Annotated in this window: 18 protein-coding genes; 1 reads left to right on the plus strand and 17 read right to left on the minus strand. The window is 42.8% G+C overall.

Features of this window, described 5'->3' with window-relative positions; translation table 11 throughout:
* Positions 1-14 precede the first annotated feature (14 nt).
* The 10 genes from MOJ78_RS16725 to MOJ78_RS16770 all read right to left on the minus strand — a co-directional run bounded on the left by MOJ78_RS16725 (position 15) and on the right by MOJ78_RS16770 (position 10,589).
* Positions 15-2,975: a glycosyl hydrolase family 18 protein gene (locus MOJ78_RS16725; RefSeq protein ID WP_304978468.1), complete on the minus strand. Its 2,961-nt coding sequence runs from the start codon at positions 2,973-2,975 to the stop codon at positions 15-17.
* A complete protein-coding gene (locus tag MOJ78_RS16730) occupies positions 2,975-3,826 on the minus strand; it encodes a hypothetical protein (RefSeq protein ID WP_304978469.1) in 852 nt (283 codons plus the stop codon). The genes MOJ78_RS16725 and MOJ78_RS16730 overlap by 1 nt, the downstream gene beginning before the upstream one ends.
* 5 nt (positions 3,827-3,831) lie before the next feature.
* Positions 3,832-4,026, minus strand: coding sequence for a hypothetical protein (locus tag MOJ78_RS16735; protein ID WP_304978470.1), 195 nt, complete (start codon positions 4,024-4,026; stop codon positions 3,832-3,834).
* Positions 4,027-4,043: 17 nt separating this feature from the next.
* The gene (locus tag MOJ78_RS16740; protein WP_304978471.1) at positions 4,044-5,519 is read right to left on the minus strand and encodes a phage tail spike protein; all 1,476 of its coding nucleotides are present in this window, start codon (positions 5,517-5,519) and stop codon (positions 4,044-4,046) included.
* A gap of 7 nt (positions 5,520-5,526) precedes the next feature.
* Positions 5,527-6,441 carry a hypothetical protein gene (locus tag MOJ78_RS16745; RefSeq protein WP_304978472.1) on the minus strand — a complete coding sequence of 305 codons (915 nt, stop codon included), beginning with the start codon at positions 6,439-6,441 and terminating at the stop codon, positions 5,527-5,529.
* Positions 6,442-6,454: 13 nt separating this feature from the next.
* Positions 6,455-7,222: a distal tail protein Dit gene (locus MOJ78_RS16750; protein ID WP_304978473.1), complete on the minus strand. Its 768-nt coding sequence runs from the start codon at positions 7,220-7,222 to the stop codon at positions 6,455-6,457.
* A gap of 1 nt (position 7,223) precedes the next feature.
* Positions 7,224-8,990: a phage tail protein gene (locus tag MOJ78_RS16755; RefSeq protein WP_304978474.1), complete on the minus strand. Its 1,767-nt coding sequence runs from the start codon at positions 8,988-8,990 to the stop codon at positions 7,224-7,226.
* Positions 8,991-9,201: 211 nt separating this feature from the next.
* Positions 9,202-9,552 carry a phage tail assembly chaperone gene (locus tag MOJ78_RS16760; RefSeq protein ID WP_304978475.1) on the minus strand — a complete coding sequence of 117 codons (351 nt, stop codon included), beginning with the start codon at positions 9,550-9,552 and terminating at the stop codon, positions 9,202-9,204.
* Complete coding sequence (locus MOJ78_RS16765) at positions 9,545-10,180, minus strand: hypothetical protein (protein WP_304978476.1); 636 nt, start codon at positions 10,178-10,180, stop codon at positions 9,545-9,547. The genes MOJ78_RS16760 and MOJ78_RS16765 overlap by 8 nt, the downstream gene beginning before the upstream one ends.
* Positions 10,181-10,193: 13 nt before the next feature.
* Entirely contained in the window at positions 10,194-10,589 is a 396-nt protein-coding gene (locus MOJ78_RS16770) for a phage tail tube protein (protein WP_304978477.1), read from the minus strand.
* A gap of 220 nt (positions 10,590-10,809) precedes the next feature.
* Between MOJ78_RS16770 and MOJ78_RS16775 the strand changes: the two genes are divergently transcribed.
* Complete coding sequence (locus MOJ78_RS16775) at positions 10,810-11,280, plus strand: PH domain-containing protein (protein ID WP_304978478.1); 471 nt, start codon at positions 10,810-10,812, stop codon at positions 11,278-11,280.
* A gap of 69 nt (positions 11,281-11,349) precedes the next feature.
* Here MOJ78_RS16775 and MOJ78_RS16780 read toward each other — a convergent pair whose 3' ends face one another.
* The 7 genes from MOJ78_RS16780 to MOJ78_RS16810 all read right to left on the minus strand — a co-directional run bounded on the left by MOJ78_RS16780 (position 11,350) and on the right by MOJ78_RS16810 (position 16,501).
* Positions 11,350-11,922, minus strand: coding sequence for a hypothetical protein (locus MOJ78_RS16780; protein WP_304978479.1), 573 nt, complete (start codon positions 11,920-11,922; stop codon positions 11,350-11,352).
* Positions 11,923-11,956: 34 nt separating this feature from the next.
* Positions 11,957-12,136, minus strand: a complete 180-nt coding sequence (locus tag MOJ78_RS16785; RefSeq protein WP_304978480.1) for an LSM domain-containing protein — start codon at positions 12,134-12,136, stop codon at positions 11,957-11,959.
* Positions 12,137-12,146: 10 nt separating this feature from the next.
* Positions 12,147-12,323 carry a hypothetical protein gene (locus MOJ78_RS16790; RefSeq protein ID WP_304978481.1) on the minus strand — a complete coding sequence of 59 codons (177 nt, stop codon included), beginning with the start codon at positions 12,321-12,323 and terminating at the stop codon, positions 12,147-12,149.
* 197 nt (positions 12,324-12,520) lie between these two features.
* Positions 12,521-12,991, minus strand: a complete 471-nt coding sequence (locus MOJ78_RS16795; RefSeq protein ID WP_304978482.1) for a hypothetical protein — start codon at positions 12,989-12,991, stop codon at positions 12,521-12,523.
* Positions 12,992-13,454: 463 nt separating this feature from the next.
* Entirely contained in the window at positions 13,455-14,144 is a 690-nt protein-coding gene (locus MOJ78_RS16800; protein WP_304978483.1) for an N-acetylmuramoyl-L-alanine amidase family protein, read from the minus strand.
* 359 nt (positions 14,145-14,503) lie between these two features.
* Entirely contained in the window at positions 14,504-15,829 is a 1,326-nt protein-coding gene (locus MOJ78_RS16805; RefSeq protein WP_304978484.1) for a TrkH family potassium uptake protein, read from the minus strand.
* Between the two features lie 3 nt (positions 15,830-15,832).
* A complete protein-coding gene (locus MOJ78_RS16810; RefSeq protein WP_304978485.1) occupies positions 15,833-16,501 on the minus strand; it encodes a potassium channel family protein in 669 nt (222 codons plus the stop codon).
* Between the last annotated feature and the right edge of the window lie 144 nt (positions 16,502-16,645).

The raw sequence follows: 16,645 nt of genomic DNA on the forward strand, positions 1-16,645 counted from the left end.
AGGGACTGCGCTCTCTAAAACAATTCGTTTCTTGCTGCCGGTAAATATACAAACAACTTCGGATCCTCCTGCCCCATCGTCCACATCGCTACGCCTTTGCAACCATATTTGTTGATTTCAGCCGAAGTCGTAATAAATCCGGTAATATCACTGTTCCAGGCTACGGAATATCCTTCTGCATCCCCGATATAAAGTTGTCGGAACCAGATCCCGGCATCCATCAGCTGAACACGGACGTTTTTCCTCCCCTGCCAACTTGTATGTGTTGCGAGAGGGAGGTTCTGATAATCCTGGTCAAACCGTTCAGGGTCAAAATTCACTTCAGTATCCTCACTCACATTCAAACCTGTGTATTTAAGGTATCCGAATTCATCATATCCGACGGTTCTTTCAACTTCGCCATACCCATACGATTGCCCATCGATTTCGACCCTCAGCTTTTCCATCGGCTCATATCTATCGACTGATGATAGCGACAACCGATAGCATCGTAATTGACCGTTATCCACATATACTCCGTAATTCCCGAAATTCCTCATTTTATCAGTTGGCATTGTATACTCTAGATACTTCCAACCATTTACATAGCCATAAATCTTTCCATTCAGGACTACTGCTTTGACCGTCGTTTTTTTACCCTTCAAGTCGACAATTTCCTGTGTCATCCAGCTATAATCTACTTCGATCGGTGATTCTCCACTCTTCTCATAGACGAGGGTCATTTTGTTTTGACGATAGTCCAAAAGAAACAAATAACCATCATCTGTATACCCTTCTTGCTGAGATAAAAGCCGGATACCTCCGACCGGGTAGGCATCACTCGTACTGATCCGGATATCCGCTTCAATCTGGAGATTTGTTGAGAATGATTTATTCAAGATCATCTGGCTCCAAGACGATCGTCCGTCCCCATATACGTAGGTGCCAGCGCCATCCGTCTGGACCTTCCATGTCCCTTTACTCATTCCGGTATCGTAATAACCGTCGATACACACATAACCACCGTCCGATTCACGGTGCTCTATCGTTCCAGATCCTCGGCTAAAGTTGTTTTGTTTCGCTTCCGCATAATAACTCGTTCTTCCAGCTAGATCGACAGCCTCCGGTTTTCCTAGATAATGGGAAAATAAATCCTCCCAGATCAGTGCAGGGCGAGGTTCCCGCCGGATCACTTCTCCTGTCATCGTCATCTTTGCCGGAAAAAGCCCCTGTGTTTTCATAACTGTACCTTCCTCTGTAACAATGCCTCGCTTTTGAAAGGGGGTGAGGTACGTATTGTAATCGATCATCCCGCCGTTGAAGTTACTGTCAAATTCCTCGCAAATGATGAACCCGGCAATGTATCCACTTCCAGGCTGGATCTTGATCGTGTTCGTTTGCAAAAAATCGAAGGAGCCACAGTCATAATAATGGTAGGCATCAACCATGTAAGGATACCAATCAGGAAGATTCGGGCCGCCTATTGTCAATGGTTCTCCGTTAATGACCGCGTGAACGGTATCATTCGTATAGAACGGAAAATAGGCAATCGCAATCAAACGGTAGGATCCGCCCGCTGATAGATTGAAAGAAAAGGAGATCTCACCGTCTTCACCTGTTGAACCAGCCTCCCGAACACAAGCAGCTAGATTTGTATCATAATAATATCTTGCTTTTCCAACTTGATAAGAAGTGAAAGTTTTCTCTTGATTTAACACGTCGGTTCCGATTGAAAAAGATCCATTAGAAGATACGTTCCCTGTCATCACCGCATCCGTAGTACTGAGGACACGTCGAATCCCATTGATCGTCGGCTTCTGTTTTTTGAAATAGCTCGTAAAAAACGTATCCCCGCCATATGCACTTTGGTTAACCGTCGAGCTTCCATCGAAAACGACCGGATCCGCATATTTGGGATCGAATCGGTCGTATAGGTGCAAATAGGTTCGCTGGTAGTTGGATGCAGGATCATTGAAGCCGGTAAACGGAAGCCAGCTCTGGTTTTTCCAATGAAACGTGCCATCTGCCAGCCTTTCACCATCGTTATGGATGTACATTCCATTTTGCCATTCCATCAACTGCTTGTACGTTACTGCTCGACCAGGCTGCTGGTTATCAAGTCCCCAGCGCCTTCCATAGCCTGCGTTTCCGATGAAAGTTTTCGAGTTAGGAAGAGATTGGTCAACATGCAGCAGTACGTTTTGCAGCCACCAAATAGGTGTAGATGGACCCGGAGCTGAATAGGCATAGGTGAAATCATAGGTCATCAGCTGAAATTCATCAATCGCCTGTTCTCCATTCATATCTTTGGCCGCTGCCATCGTCTTATAATCATGCCACGCATAATAATAAGGATTCATGTCTCCAGTCATCGCATAGAGATTGACCCGCAGTTCAAGCCCCAGAGGAAGACATACCTCATTTTTCACCCGTTCTAACAGCAATTGGTATTTCGTATAATCAGGGACGTCATCATCCCGCGTCCCGACTTTTTCGAAATCACTTTCAATCCCGCGGATCGGGTACCCTGCCTCAAGATAAAGCTCTGCAATCTTTTTCAGTTGTCGAAGGTAATTGTCCTGAGGAAGACTTCCATCAGCCAACGGGCTGTTGTCAAGCAATGCATTCACTTTTGCACTTCCGAAACAGACTGCTTGAATCGACCATTTCACATCAGGATAGATTTCCATTTGATATTGGAGGCTTATCGGAACCCAACGGTCAATCGCGGTTTCATCCAGATTCAACACTAGGTCAGACTCTGACTTACGGTAATCGTAAATGGTCCCTTCAGCAGTGACACCGAACTCATGCATCCCTATCGCATAAATCTTGTCATGATATTTATCAAACATCTGAACATAGGTTTGCTGACTTTCACTCCAGCTTTGCATTGCATCTGGATCGATCACTTTCCATGTTCCATTGATTTTCTGCATATATTGATCGAATTGATAGGTTGATGGAGCATTCATCGACCAGCTCATGAATTTCATTACATTTTCGACCTCCCTTCTGACCATTGTGTGAATTCTGCTAGACCCCAGTAACCGATTCCGGTATCCTTCATATAGGAAACAGGCTTCTGTCCTTCCCATTCATGGGTCAACGACTCTGTCACTAGTTTATAAAACTCGACCCGAAAGCGTATGGAACCTGATGGAAGGGCAAAGAAACGCTGCTTATCAATCTGGAAGGTCTGACCACCGATGTTCATCTCGTATTGTCCAAGTGATTTCCTCTTCCCGTTGATTGAAGCATTACGTATCGAGGACATCAGCCTTATTTCATCCCCTGTTTCGCCCCCTGGAAAGAAAAACTCTCTTGTATACCTGAAGTGCAACGGGTGATTTTCACCTGTAAGCTCATTGATCTCACCATATTGTTGTTCCTCTTTCGGTAAAAGAGTTCCATAATTGGTGGAAATCTTCAGCAAATCGTAATCGTCCTTCGGGTATAATGTGAGATCCAAGCCTGTCGTCAACAGCTCTTTCGTATAATCTTCATGAAAGACGTTCGGGACCACCACAACATCATGGCCCCTCCCGCAAATATTGAAAAATCGATTTCTCACGTTTGGATATACTTCAGGCGGTTCGCCCTCATACACGTCGTTACCTTGTGCATTGTCCGTCTCATCAATCGAAAACGTAAGCTGTTGTAAGATGTCTTCATTGGAAGGACGATACGCTGTGACTGTCGGTCCTCCCTGAACTTGAATGTCTGATAGGTGTACAGTCCCATCAATATCCACCGCTAAAAAATCGACTGTTACTTCTTTTACTTTTTTGTCTGATTCAGGATAAACACTGTGAAAGTACCGAGTCCATTGATTATTTGTAATCATGTCCATCACCCATCAATCGACCACCGAATTTCCGAAGGATGCAGGGTCCAATTCGTTGCAATTTGACCACCCTGCAATATCAAGTCAGTAATGTTCACTTCACCGCCGAAATCTTGTGCAATCAGTTCCACCTCGAGTGAAGCGACTGTTTTTGCCATGTTCACCTGAATCGCTGAATTTTTAAAATCAAACATGATCATTGCTGTAAATCCCCCTTTTAGGCTAATGGGATATACTTGGTTTCTTTGGACCCATCCTTATAGGTGATCGTGACATTGACACCCACTTTTCCATTCGGTCCTTTATTAAGATTTTCAGTAGCAGCACGGAAGCTCAGTGAATAACTGTCACGATGGGATGGGTAGACGGTTTGCGTCAATGTCTTGGTTGTGTCATATTGACCGACGGCTTTGAAGGAAGCTGGGCCACTATACCCTTCCGAGCTGTCAATATCCCATCCGTTGTTCGTCCAATAGGCATACCCGTCATCCGCTCGTGAATTCAATAAATAATTGGATACCATCAGATCAAGCATATCTTGTTGATTCAATGTATCCTCCGATTGAAAGATTTCCGTCGTTTCAGTTACTGATTTCAAGAGATCTTCAAGGCCCGGCTGTACAGTTGATAACTCTAATTCCGTATTCCACGGTTCTAATACGTCATAACTCCATTTGACGATTTGTGTTTTCAGGTTAATCTCCATTTCTTCATCATGGACCATCACCATCGCACCAAGATCAAAAGCTTCATGCTCAAGCCCGGTCATGTTTGACAAATCTGCAGCCGTTGCACGATATGAGGCTCGCGGTACAGATAGCTTCGATAGGATCGACTCAGCTTTTTCTTTTAAATGGAACGGGTTAGTGAACCGTCCGTCTTTAAACGAACGTACCCTTACCTGTTTCGTATATTGATAGTTTTCAATATATGGAACCCCATCATTGGCATCCTCAATCGTCATATCATTTTTCCCGTAAGGATATAATCGAGTTATCAAATCCTGTGTATCGTAGGATGCTTTGATCGATTTGAGGTTTTTCCGGTATATGATGCCGATTCCTGGGTCCGGGAAGCTGTTTTCAATCAGGCTCACTTTAAGTTCCTTTGAATCGAAAATCAGCGTCCCACCCCAGATGTCTGCAACTTCCCGAAGCAGCTTCAAACGATTGGTGACCCCTGATTCGATAACGAGGTTCCGGTCCGTATCCACTTCAATCGTCCCGACGTTCCAGCCTGTCCCAGCTAAAATATCTTGGATTGGAATATCAGGTGTCACGTCCATCCATTGTGCAGATGATAATGGATCTGTATATTGAAGGTCATACCAAAGCGCTTCTGCATAGACGGCCAAAAGTTTTGTTCCGTCATCTGCTCTTGACTTGGATACCATTCGGATTACATACTGCTTCTCAACGATTTGCACAATATTTTCATTGACCAAGTAACTCGTTTTCGGATCATCATATGGGACAGTGAAATCCATCGTATCTGCCCCATTGATCTCTTGGTTCAATGTCATTTCGCTGACGTTTTCAATGACTGCTACGACCTGATGATCTTGACTCAAGATGACTGGACGAGCACCGGGTAGACGTGTAAAAAACGTTGTGCTCGCCGGCTTAACAAAGGAATTATATTGAATGGCACCAAGATCGTTGAAGGTTGCATTTCCTAGATCGTTATAGAGCATAGGCGGATCACGCCCTTCTCATCCATACAGATGCATAGGAACTACGGAACAACGGCGTCCCGCTAGATGGATAGGAAGCTGGTAATGCTCCATACGAGTAGGTTGCCCGGTACGCTGCAGCAGCCGCACCAACAAAGGAGTCGTCCATACCAAGTGATATTGCATTTTCTCTGTTGATCCCGGAAATTTGCGGTCCATCATCAGAATTTCGAACCAGCCAGTAAAGACCTCGTTCGAGCGTCAAGTCGATGGCAGTGCTTTGGAGTCCTGCAGCATCTGTAGGTACTTCCCCTGCATCGAGTAACAGCTCACCAGGGAAGTTCGCTCCGTTATCTTTGTAGATTCCAAGCCTTGCGCTCGTCCCGGCAGCACTCGTCGTATCTACATTGATGGCGATTGCATCGTAAGTAGTCGTTTCCGTCACAGGAAAAGGAAATGCATCGAATAGATTTGCTGCAATCAAGACATTTGTCGCAAGAGCTGCACAATTTAAGCAGTGTGTTCTCCAGTAGCTGGGAAAATGAAGTACTGGAGAAAGTCCTGGCAATGAATCTGAAAATTGATCAGCTGCAATGATGTGTTCCATATCGACGGTGATTGTATCACTCGGTGCTTGCGACTCATGAAAAGTGATTACTCCATATGCAGGCTGGATCACATATTCACTTGCGGGAACTTCTTCTCCATTCCGATAAACGATCGGGGCTGGACTCGCCAGCCAGTTCCGAATCGAGCCCTCATAAATGCGGTAACGAGCTGCAGGATCCTCCTGGTCCGTAACCGGATTCAACGGGTGATTTGCCGCTGACTGTTTTTTCATACCCAAGATTTCCTCTATTTTATTGATCGAGTGCTGAAGACCTGAAATGTGTGCAGAAAGGATATCCACACTTTGTAAATCTTGATAAGGTGTTTTTGACATACTTACTTCCCTCCTAAATCCAACGGCTTCGACATGTTATTTTAAAAAAGGTGACCGTCGATGCCCCTGTCGGTGATATATCCAGCTGGTTACTTCCAGGAACCGTGATCGGAAAGTCTAAATTATTGATATCGTTCATTGCACTGACGACAGTACCATCTGCTCTATTGATTTTCGCGGTCAAGAGATTTGAATCGAGAATCAATGTGTCCCCGCCATTCAGTGTGCCGAGGAAGGAAAGATGACTGTCATTCAGCGAGATGCTGATTCGATCGGAAGGTGCATTAGTTCCCTGCAACTCAATCAACGGGTAGGAGTCGACGGTCCCTTGTCGATCAAATGAATAAGCTCCAGCTCCTGTGTACGTAAAAACATCATCGCTTACCGCATAAGCGAACGGGTCCGGAACCAGAAAGGTCAATTCTCCTTTTCCTAACGTCAAGGTTTGTGCAAGCTCCGAATCCTTCGATAGGACAGCAACATACTGCTTATCCGGTTCATCATCAAAAATCAGTGGTTGAAGGCTTGCTTCAGGATTTAGCCAATCCGCAATGGTGTGCCTTTTCTCTTGTACACCAACCAAATCAGGGTCATCAAAAGCGATTGACACTTTGATTTCTAATGGTTCATATTGATATCCGAAGTAATGTGCGCCATGCCGTTCAGGAATCGTCATCATCTTGGTTGTCACACTCGGTAGTAAAGGCCGATCAACATTAAGCGTCCATACTCCGAGCTCGAGGCTATTTCTGCCATTGAACGTAAATCCGAAATCTTTCATCCTACGCATTCACCCCCGATGCACGAAGTGATCGCCGTTGCTGTTGATACAGCCTCTGCGAGATCCGATCGATATCCGCCTCTTCACGAACGACCATCTCACTAATATAAAAGTTGTTGTTGATGCCGCCACTTCCACCAGCACGATTACTTTGCATCAAACCTTGATCCAATACAGGAGCCTTCAGCATATGGTTCATCGATGCTTGGACTTTCGGCAAGCCTCTGCCGATTGAATCCCGAATCGGCCCGGCAAAATCGAGCTTATCCAAATCTGATAAAGGTCCTACTTTAGCAGGCGAAAACGGTAAATAGTCGCGTATTTTAGAAGCTAAATTACGAACTGTACTCAGAACACTGCTGAACGCATTGGTGATCCCGTTCTTTATCTGATCGATCAATCCTCTACCTGCTGCATAAAAACGTCCTCCAAGACCTGTTATCCAACTAAGGATGCTGTTGAACCTTCCGACTATACTATCTTTGATGCTCGCAAGCTTTGAAAGGACCGTCGTTTTCACCCGATTCCAAATCGAGGTGAACCGACTGATTATGCCAGTTCCGAACGAGGACACCCTGCTGATGACCGAAGATACCCATCCCGAGATGCTCTGCCAGATTCTTGACAGCCAACCACCGACAGTGCGGAAAACCGCGGACCACATGCCTCTGAACTTTGATAACAAAAAGCCTGCCAGCTTTCCGACCAGTCCGAGCACCTTTCCGATTCCCCAAATTTGGATGAGATTCCAAATCAGCTTCCAGGCATTTGCAAGGATCGACTTGACGCTTTCCCATAAACGCGACCAATTACCCGTTAACAGGCTGGCAAATAACGTGATGACTCCCTGGATGATGCCGATGGCCCCAGTGATGACATTCTTGATGTTGTTCCATGTCTGTACGATGATCGCTTTTACGAGCGGCCATGCCCATATCATCAATTGCACGATTCCATTTACGATCGGTTGCAATACTGTCCAGATCACATTCCAAACGTTCAGGAACGCCTGCTTTAACATTGGCCATGTCGCCATCCACCACGCCTTGATCTGATTGAATTGGTTCATAAAAAAGGTAATGAACGCTTGGATTCCAGGTTTGACGACGGCAACAATGTTCATGAATCCTGTCGAAATCGCGTTCCATAGCTGCATCATTGCATTTCGGAACGTTTCAGACTTGTTCCAGGCAATCGCAAAGGCGATGGCTAGTGCTGCTATGCCTGCAATGATCAATCCGACAGGACTTAGCAGGAATGCCATCGCAGTGCTTAACCCACTGATCAATAAAGTCAGGGATCCGACGGCCGAGATGATTGGACCGATTGCAATAGCAAAAAGTCCGATTCCAATGATGATTTTTTGTAGCACCGGTGATAGGTTTTGGAACCATGTCGCCACCGCCTTGATTTTGGCAGCAATGATCGGCAACACTTGATTCGCAAGGTTTAAAAGCACGATACCGATCGGTGCGATTGCTTTTTGAAGGGCTAGAAGATTGGTTTGGAATTGCTTATATGCGGTTTGACCCTGTTGCGTCGATTTTGTTGCTTGTATGACCGCTGCCCCGAATGCAAGTATCGGTACGGCGAACCCAGTCATTTTTTCTGAAAAACCGAAAATCTTTTCACCGGTTTCCCTCGAGGTATTACCAAATTCCTTCATTCTCTTGGATGTTTCGCTCATCTTGTTGCCCAATAGTTGCAATCTATCTCCCATTGCCTTGAACCGTTTGGATTTCTGAAGTAACGTAATTAAATTTTTCAAATTGCTCACCTTCTTCCTAATCGATCTTTTGAGCTTACATTCGATTTGCGTTTCGCCTCTTTGTCCATTTCCTTTTCTTCCGTTTCGCGGATTTTAAAATAGGCAACCCACTCACTCAACTCACTCGAGCTGATCCGATCCAACAGCTCAGAAACAGTACACCCCAAGCGCTCCGCGAGGTCGAAATAAAACCTGCGCTCGGGGTGTTTTTTTAGTTTTTTACTTTATCCTCAATTGCTCCATCATCTAATCCAGACAAACGCATCGCAACCCGCGTGATCCGTTCCAATGCCTTTCCACTCTTGGCATTGATCGCATCACGGTCTTCTCTTCCGAAGATCCGTTCACCTGTATTACGATCGTAGGTAGAAGCAATGATCAAATCCGGATAAATCGAGTCGAGGTCGACGTTTCCCTTTTTATCGATTGCTTTACTCAATATCCGGTTTCGGGCGGAACCTGAAAGTCCTCTTACATCCACCTCAGCATCCCATTCTGGAATTGTTACGAGTTCTGAATCGATGTCTTTCTTATTTAGAATTTGGTCACGTAGATTAGCCATTTGTCATCATCCTGCCTTCCATATCAGTAGTACCTTCAAATTCAACATCTTCTTCAACCATTCCATCCACCTCAGCACTTGCTTCATCACTTGAAATGAGTGCCCAAACCCTTAAATCCGGCTCAGCTTTTGCTGTATCGGAATAAAAGTCGATGACAAATGTCTGGTTGTTCATGATCGCATTCTGAAAGATTGAGTTCGTTTCATACCAATTGGTCAAGCTCCCGGTCACATCCCTCAACCCTTGACTTCTACGGTTGTTCGGAGAGCCGAATAGCGGTACATCCTGGTTGTCGGCCTCTAGCGTATACGTATATTCATGTGCTTCTGCAGCCTTTGACATCGGTAAATACTCCCCGGATAAGCGAACCTGAGCCGTTGTTCCATTTGGAAATTCGACAGATCCATTCAATCGATTCAATGTATAGACGGTTGGATCGACTACCTGCCACGTAACACCATCTGAGCTTTCTTCAACTGTGATGGCAGCTTCCCGTGCGAGGACACGCTTTTGTGGATCGTTAATTTGATAGATTGTGTTTGTCATGTTTGCGGTTGTTGATTCATTAGTAAAGGCTACAGGTGAACCTGAAACGTTCACCTGAGCTCGATAGCCTGCTGTTGCCATTAGCACTCCCCCCTTATACGAGTGTTACTGCATTGGTTCCTTCAAGTTCAATAGAAACCTCTACCACACCATCAACTGCTGCGGAAACTTCATAGCTTGCAACTTTAACTTCCTGTTGGAAACCTGTTGTTCCATCAGGTAGGAACTGTACATATAGTGCGGTGTTATCCACTAGTGCACTACGGATGGCCATTTGACCATTTGTATCATCTGCGTTATAGAAGCCAGATAATTCAAAAGTTGTATCCTTCAATCCTTGAAGCCTTTTCACGTGATCCGATCCGAATGTCGAAATATCTTGGTTATCACTTTCCATCGGCATCGTTGCCTCGTTCAAGTCTTGTACAACGTTAAACGCTGCACCATCCACTGAAACTTTTACTGTTGCATTCTTTCCTGAAATCGCCATGAAAATCTCTCCTCTTAAATGTTTTTTCCGGTCTTATTCAACCGGTAAGTCCACTATAAGACAGAATCAAGCTACCAAACTCTCAACTATGTCATATAAAACTCTTATAAAACTTCACAAGAATAAAACGTTCCTTTCGATATACTGGCCACAAATGTAAATATGGTAAAATTATGCTAAAGTAGTGTCAAGCCTTAAAATGGACTTAGGAGGTTTTAGAGTGAGTAAAAAACTATTAAAGGAACTCGATCAATACATCGATGACTCCGAACACATAGTTGATACAACCTATGGGTTTTATGAAGGGAAACATGGAATCATTGCGGCTACTTCAACGCGGCTTATCTATTTATCAAAGGGAATGTTTTCAGGATTACGTATCGTCGATATGCCATATTCAAAAATAAAATCCATCGAATACAACATAAAAAGATCGGATGGAATTCTTGAGATTTTCGGCCTTGGTGAAGAAAGAGAGTTTACAAGTATTTACGGGTCTTACTTGGACAATCTACCGAAGTTCGTGAAAACGATACAAAATCAAATAAACGGTCAAGCGGGAAGCAGCTCGGGGAAAAGCAAGTCCTCAGACAAGTACACACAGCTCGAAAAAATAGCTAAACTGAAGGAAGCTGGAGTGTTGACTGAAGAAGAGTTCGAGGAAGAAAAAAGGAAATTATTGGATTTTTGATGAATGGAAGGGACTGATAAGCTACGAAACTCAGTCCCTATTAAAATATTTGAATGAAGTTGCCTATTGTTAAAACGTGTTGATATTGTAAGAGCTCGGATAATAATCGACAACTGGTTCATCCAGCCAGTTGTAGTTCGAATCAATCGTATGATAATTTCCTGAGCTGTCATAATAACCTTTGATTCTCATCAGATCGAATGTACGATTACTCGTATAGTTTGAATGCGTATATCCATATCCGTATGGAATATGGACCCTTGTACCTGCTGGAAGAATTTGGCGATGTCCCAGATACATTCGATCTGGATCATATAGACGCCCTTCATATCTGAGCGTATAGGCTGACCCTCCGTGAGGATCACAGCACCAACCGCCATAAGTACGGCAGTTGAAATCATATAGCCGATACAAGCGGTAATCATCTGGTGATTCTGCGTAGCTGTTGAACACCCTTTCTCCTGGTATGATTTCCCAACGGGTGCTTTCATACCACTGGTTCGTAGCGGCATCCCAGGTTTTAAACCTTGCCGCTCCAGTACTGCTATTAAAAGATCCATCAATTTCAAAGAAATATTGTCCTCTTCTATCAGCCCCTCCATAATAAGATGGATCAGCTGCATGCCCTACATATACCCACATTTAAAGTCCCCCTCGTTACAATTTTCTGTAATAGTCATTGATTCTGAACTTCAATCGCTCTCACTGCTGTAAGCGGTATGTGTTTCCCTTTCGTAGAATACTCGACATAGATGATGTTCAAAACGTCATCCACCTCGGTCAATGTGCCATAAACGTAGCTCGAATCAGTCAAGGTAACGTTTACTGTTTGGTTAAGAAAATTTGATAAACTCATAATACCCTCCTTAGCAATCGTTGGTTTTGATAAAATACGTTTTGACGGGGCCGCATAAGTCCCTTGCACGCTCCAATTCATTCTCTATCTCGGCTTCGATCCTTATTTCTTTTTGAAGCCTCTCTTTTTTTAATGCAATGGACTCGTCTACCGACAATTGCTCTTCAACATGGAATTCCTCGTACATTTCAGTCACCCCCTTTCATTGTTATTGCAAAAGAAAAGCAACCCCAATGATTTGGAGTTGCCTAATCTTGTTTTTTATTGTTGGAAACGTTTGTTCTTGTTATAATGCTTATAAGGATTGTTTGGTCAGATCAGGGTGTTCCGCATTCTCGATCTGATCTTTTTTTATTTGAATCTCAGATTTGTTTCCCCTTTTTGTCATATATGTTTGATCCCTCCTAAACTGATCAGCAGCTTGTCCATCAATTGGTTCCGGATCACGAACAACATCTTATCACTGTAGCCGATTTTCATCGCACACTTTTCAATGCTCCAGTCGTTGAAGTAACGGTATTTTACAAACTTGTATTCAATCTCATCCAACACCTTCATACCGTCATCTATTGCTTCAATGATCAAAGAATATTCATTCGATTCTTGTTCCAGCTGTTGTGCGTAATCACCTTCCATCCTCTCCATTGCTACCGATTCTGTTGAACTGGATCTTCCATAGTTATTGAAAGATTCTTCTCGTGCTTCATACGTTGAGGTGGTCTTAGGAAGAATATGATCGAGCTGCTTCTTTAAATGGAGTATCCCAACCTTATAATTATTATAATTACGTAGATGGTACTCGATTCGTTTGACAAACTTTTTTCGCTCGCTCTTTGATAATTGATGATGCAACATTGTCTGTTCCTCCCCATCTTGTTTTTGTTCCCATTTTGACACAATATAGGGAACGTGTGTTCCCATTATATAAGATTTTTCGAATGAAATAAACTGTAAATTCTAATGTTCAATTTTACATGTGTTCAATAATTAGGAGAAATGTCATAGATATCGACGAAACAGCCGGAAAAAACATTGGCTTAAATTACCTGTAGATGGAATTAATTTGGAATAACAGTTAATAAGTCCCGACTTTGTCAACAGTTCACCTCCCTTTCTTTCAAAAAAGATGATTGAATTAAAAAAGAATATCTGTTTGTTTTACCATAATAACAACGGAAGGAAGGAAGAAACTCTGTCATTTTGTATCGTAAATATCCCGTTATTTTTCTTACAATAATCTAATAAAAATGAGCGTAAATTTATGGAAAAGAAAAAACCCGGTACATACACCAGGTTTTTAGAATGAAAAACGATTCGGTTAGATTTTTTCCACGAGGATTTGATAAGAGGTGTTTAAATGTTGTTCAACAGCATCTAGCACATTTTGGTCATTTTGAAAGGCACCGACCTGCGTTCCGTCCACGATGACCCGGTGCATATCATCTGTTGATATGACGTCCTTCTTTACTAAGTTGAAGGCTCTTTCAAAACCAGTTGCATGACCTCGCGCGATTTTATCAAGAAAGGTGTGCATCTTTAATTTAGCTGCATCATCTGCATCATCAATGAAACCATTTTCCGTCAAAACAGAAGGCATGTTTGATTCCCGAAGCATATGAAAGTTCGCTTCCTTTTTCCCACGGTCAAAGAATCCAGTCTCTTCAGTGATCGCGTCGTGGATGATTACCCTCAGCTGGTCAGTTTCCGCTTTGTCCGCATAGGTGCCATTGTAAATATAGCTTTCAAAGCCTTCGCCCCCTCCCGCATTGATATGGATGGAAGCAAGGTAATCGGCACCCCAGGCATTCGCATCATTGGTACGTTGGTCTAAAGTAAGTGTCGTATCGGATGTCCTGCTCATTCTAACCTCTATGTTTTGATACTCACTTAGAAGAATATCCCTCGCCTTCAAACTGATCGTGAGATTCAAGTCCTTCTCCTGAAGATCGTTTCCGACAGCTCCAGAATCGTTCCCGCCATGTCCGGGATCCAAATAAATCTTTGTCAAACTCTACACATCCTTTCATTTCGGTACGTGCATCATACCTGAAAAAGGAGTGCTCGGAGTACGATAAAATACTAATAATTGTAAATGGATGCACCCTGAAAATGAAGCTTTTCATCTAATAAAAACGCTTATTTTACAGGCTGATTTTATCTGTATAATTATTTTTTCTCTAAAATCCTCAGTCAACTGACTGGATTGATACATTTTAGAATTGTTATCTAAACTAATTTATGATTGTACCCTTCAATGCTTAATTTTGATCTTTCGAGCCTTAACATGAACGTAGCTAGAAACAACAAGCATCCGTTTTCCCCTTGGACTAGATGCCACAAATTCATCAAAATAAATCTGCAGAAAATCTATCCCGTCAAAATGTCCTCTTTCGGATAGCGCAGCTTGCTTTTTTCCGGATATGCAAAGGCAAACGCCAAAGTTAACGGACCAATTTTCCCAACAAACATGACGCAAATGATCACCAGTTTACCGATCCATGTCAAATCTCCTGTCAATCCCATGGACAATCCGACTGTACCAAAAGCAGATATGGTTTCAAATAAGATCATGATAAATGGAGCATTCTCTGTAATATCAAGAATAAAAACACCAAGAAAAATGACAGAAATACCAATAATAGCGATTGCCAGAGAACGGACAACAATTCGATCCGTTATCGTTTTCCTAAAGATCATCACATCTTCTTTTCCTTTTAAAAAGGTAAGCACAGACAGCACCATTGCCAGGAACGTAGTCAATTTAATACCGCCACCAGTAGAAGCACTTCCTGCTCCCACAAACATTAATAGCATCATTAAAAATAAAGTTGCCTCATCCATACTTCCAATATCAATGGAGTTGAATCCGGCTGTTCTTGGAACTACTCCTTGAAAATAAGCTGCCCATACTTTATCGAAAAAAGATAATTTCCCAAGTGTCTCAGGGTTGCTATATTCCAAAATGAAAACTAAGAACATCGCAATGAAGTTTGTTACAATCGTTCCGATGACCATTAATTTTGTGTGAAGGGACAAATCCCGGAAATTTTTACTTTTTATCAGGTCAAAAATAACAGTAAATCCAATCCCCCCTAAAATAAATAGAAAAGAAATGATCATATTTACAATCGGATCCCCTACAAAACCCATCAGACTATCCGAGTAGATGGAAAATCCTGCATTGTTAAATGCTGAAACTGAATGGAAAATAGCAGAATAAAGACCTTGTCTCCACCCCATGCCAGGTAGCCAATATAGGAATAATAACAAAGCAGCGATGGATTCTATAACTATGGAAAAATAAAATAACCTTTTAATCAGATATACTACTCCGCCGATATTAGTTTGATTAAGTGCCTGTTGGACGAGTAATCGTTCCTTGATGCCGATTTTTTTACCTAAAAGTATAAAAATCAGGACGGCAAAAGTCATGATGCCAAGACCACCGATTTGAATCAAAGAAAGAATGATGATTTCTCCGGTTAAGCTGAAGGCTTGTCCTGTGTCGACTACAATTAGACCTGTAACCGTCATGGCCGATGTCGCTGTAAAAAAGGCATCGAGCCAAGTGATTCCCTCTGTTGTAGAAATCGGCAATTTTAATAAGCAAGTCCCCAAAATGATAAAAGAAAGAAACATAAGCGATAATATTTGCGGAGGACTTGAATTTACCACATGGCGTTTAGCATTCATTCATTAAACACCTTCTTCTTCAAACCGGCTTAAATCCTTGTTATGGCCAATCAATACTAAGACGTCATCTTTTAAAACAACTTCTTCAGCAGAGGGAGCTACTTTGATTTCTTTTCCACTCCTTATCGCAACGATGGTACACCCATATTTTGCTCTAGTATCTAATTGCAACAACGATTTATCGGCTACTTTTTCAGTGGCAACCACCTCAATGATGCTGTATTCATCGGACAATTCGATAAAGTCCAGGACTTTTTCAGAGACAATATGGTGGGCTACTCGGATCGCCATGTCCCGTTCAGGATGGATGATTCGATCGGCCCCGATTTTTTCAAGAACTTTATGATGGTATTCATTTTGTGCTTTCACCCATACATTTTTAACTCCGAGTTCTTTTAAATGAAGAGTAGTCAGGATACTGGATTGTAAGTTTTCTCCAAAGGATACGATTACATAATCAAAATTTCTGATTCCTAATGCTTCTAGAGCTCCTTCATCTACGGTGTCTACCTGTACGGCATGTGTCGCAAATTCGGTATGCTCATTCACTTTATCAACATCGATATCTACGGCTAATACTTCTACACCTAACTCGTGAAATTCTTGAACAAGGCTCCCGCCAAAACGTCCAAGTCCGAGAACCGCAAACTGCCTGTTTTTATGATTCTTCAATGTTGTTTACTCCTTTCATAAAACCTAAAGAAAACTCGGCGACTGCGGGGCTTAAGTAAAAGCAGAGCCGTAGTTGCGTTATACTTTACACTTTAAATTTTCACATTACATCGAATTACCTCTTGCTGAAAATTTAACTTCATA

Origin of the sequence: Alkalihalobacillus sp. AL-G (assembly GCF_030643805.1) — a bacterium.
Classification (GTDB): Bacteria; Bacillota; Bacilli; order Bacillales; family Fictibacillaceae; genus Pseudalkalibacillus.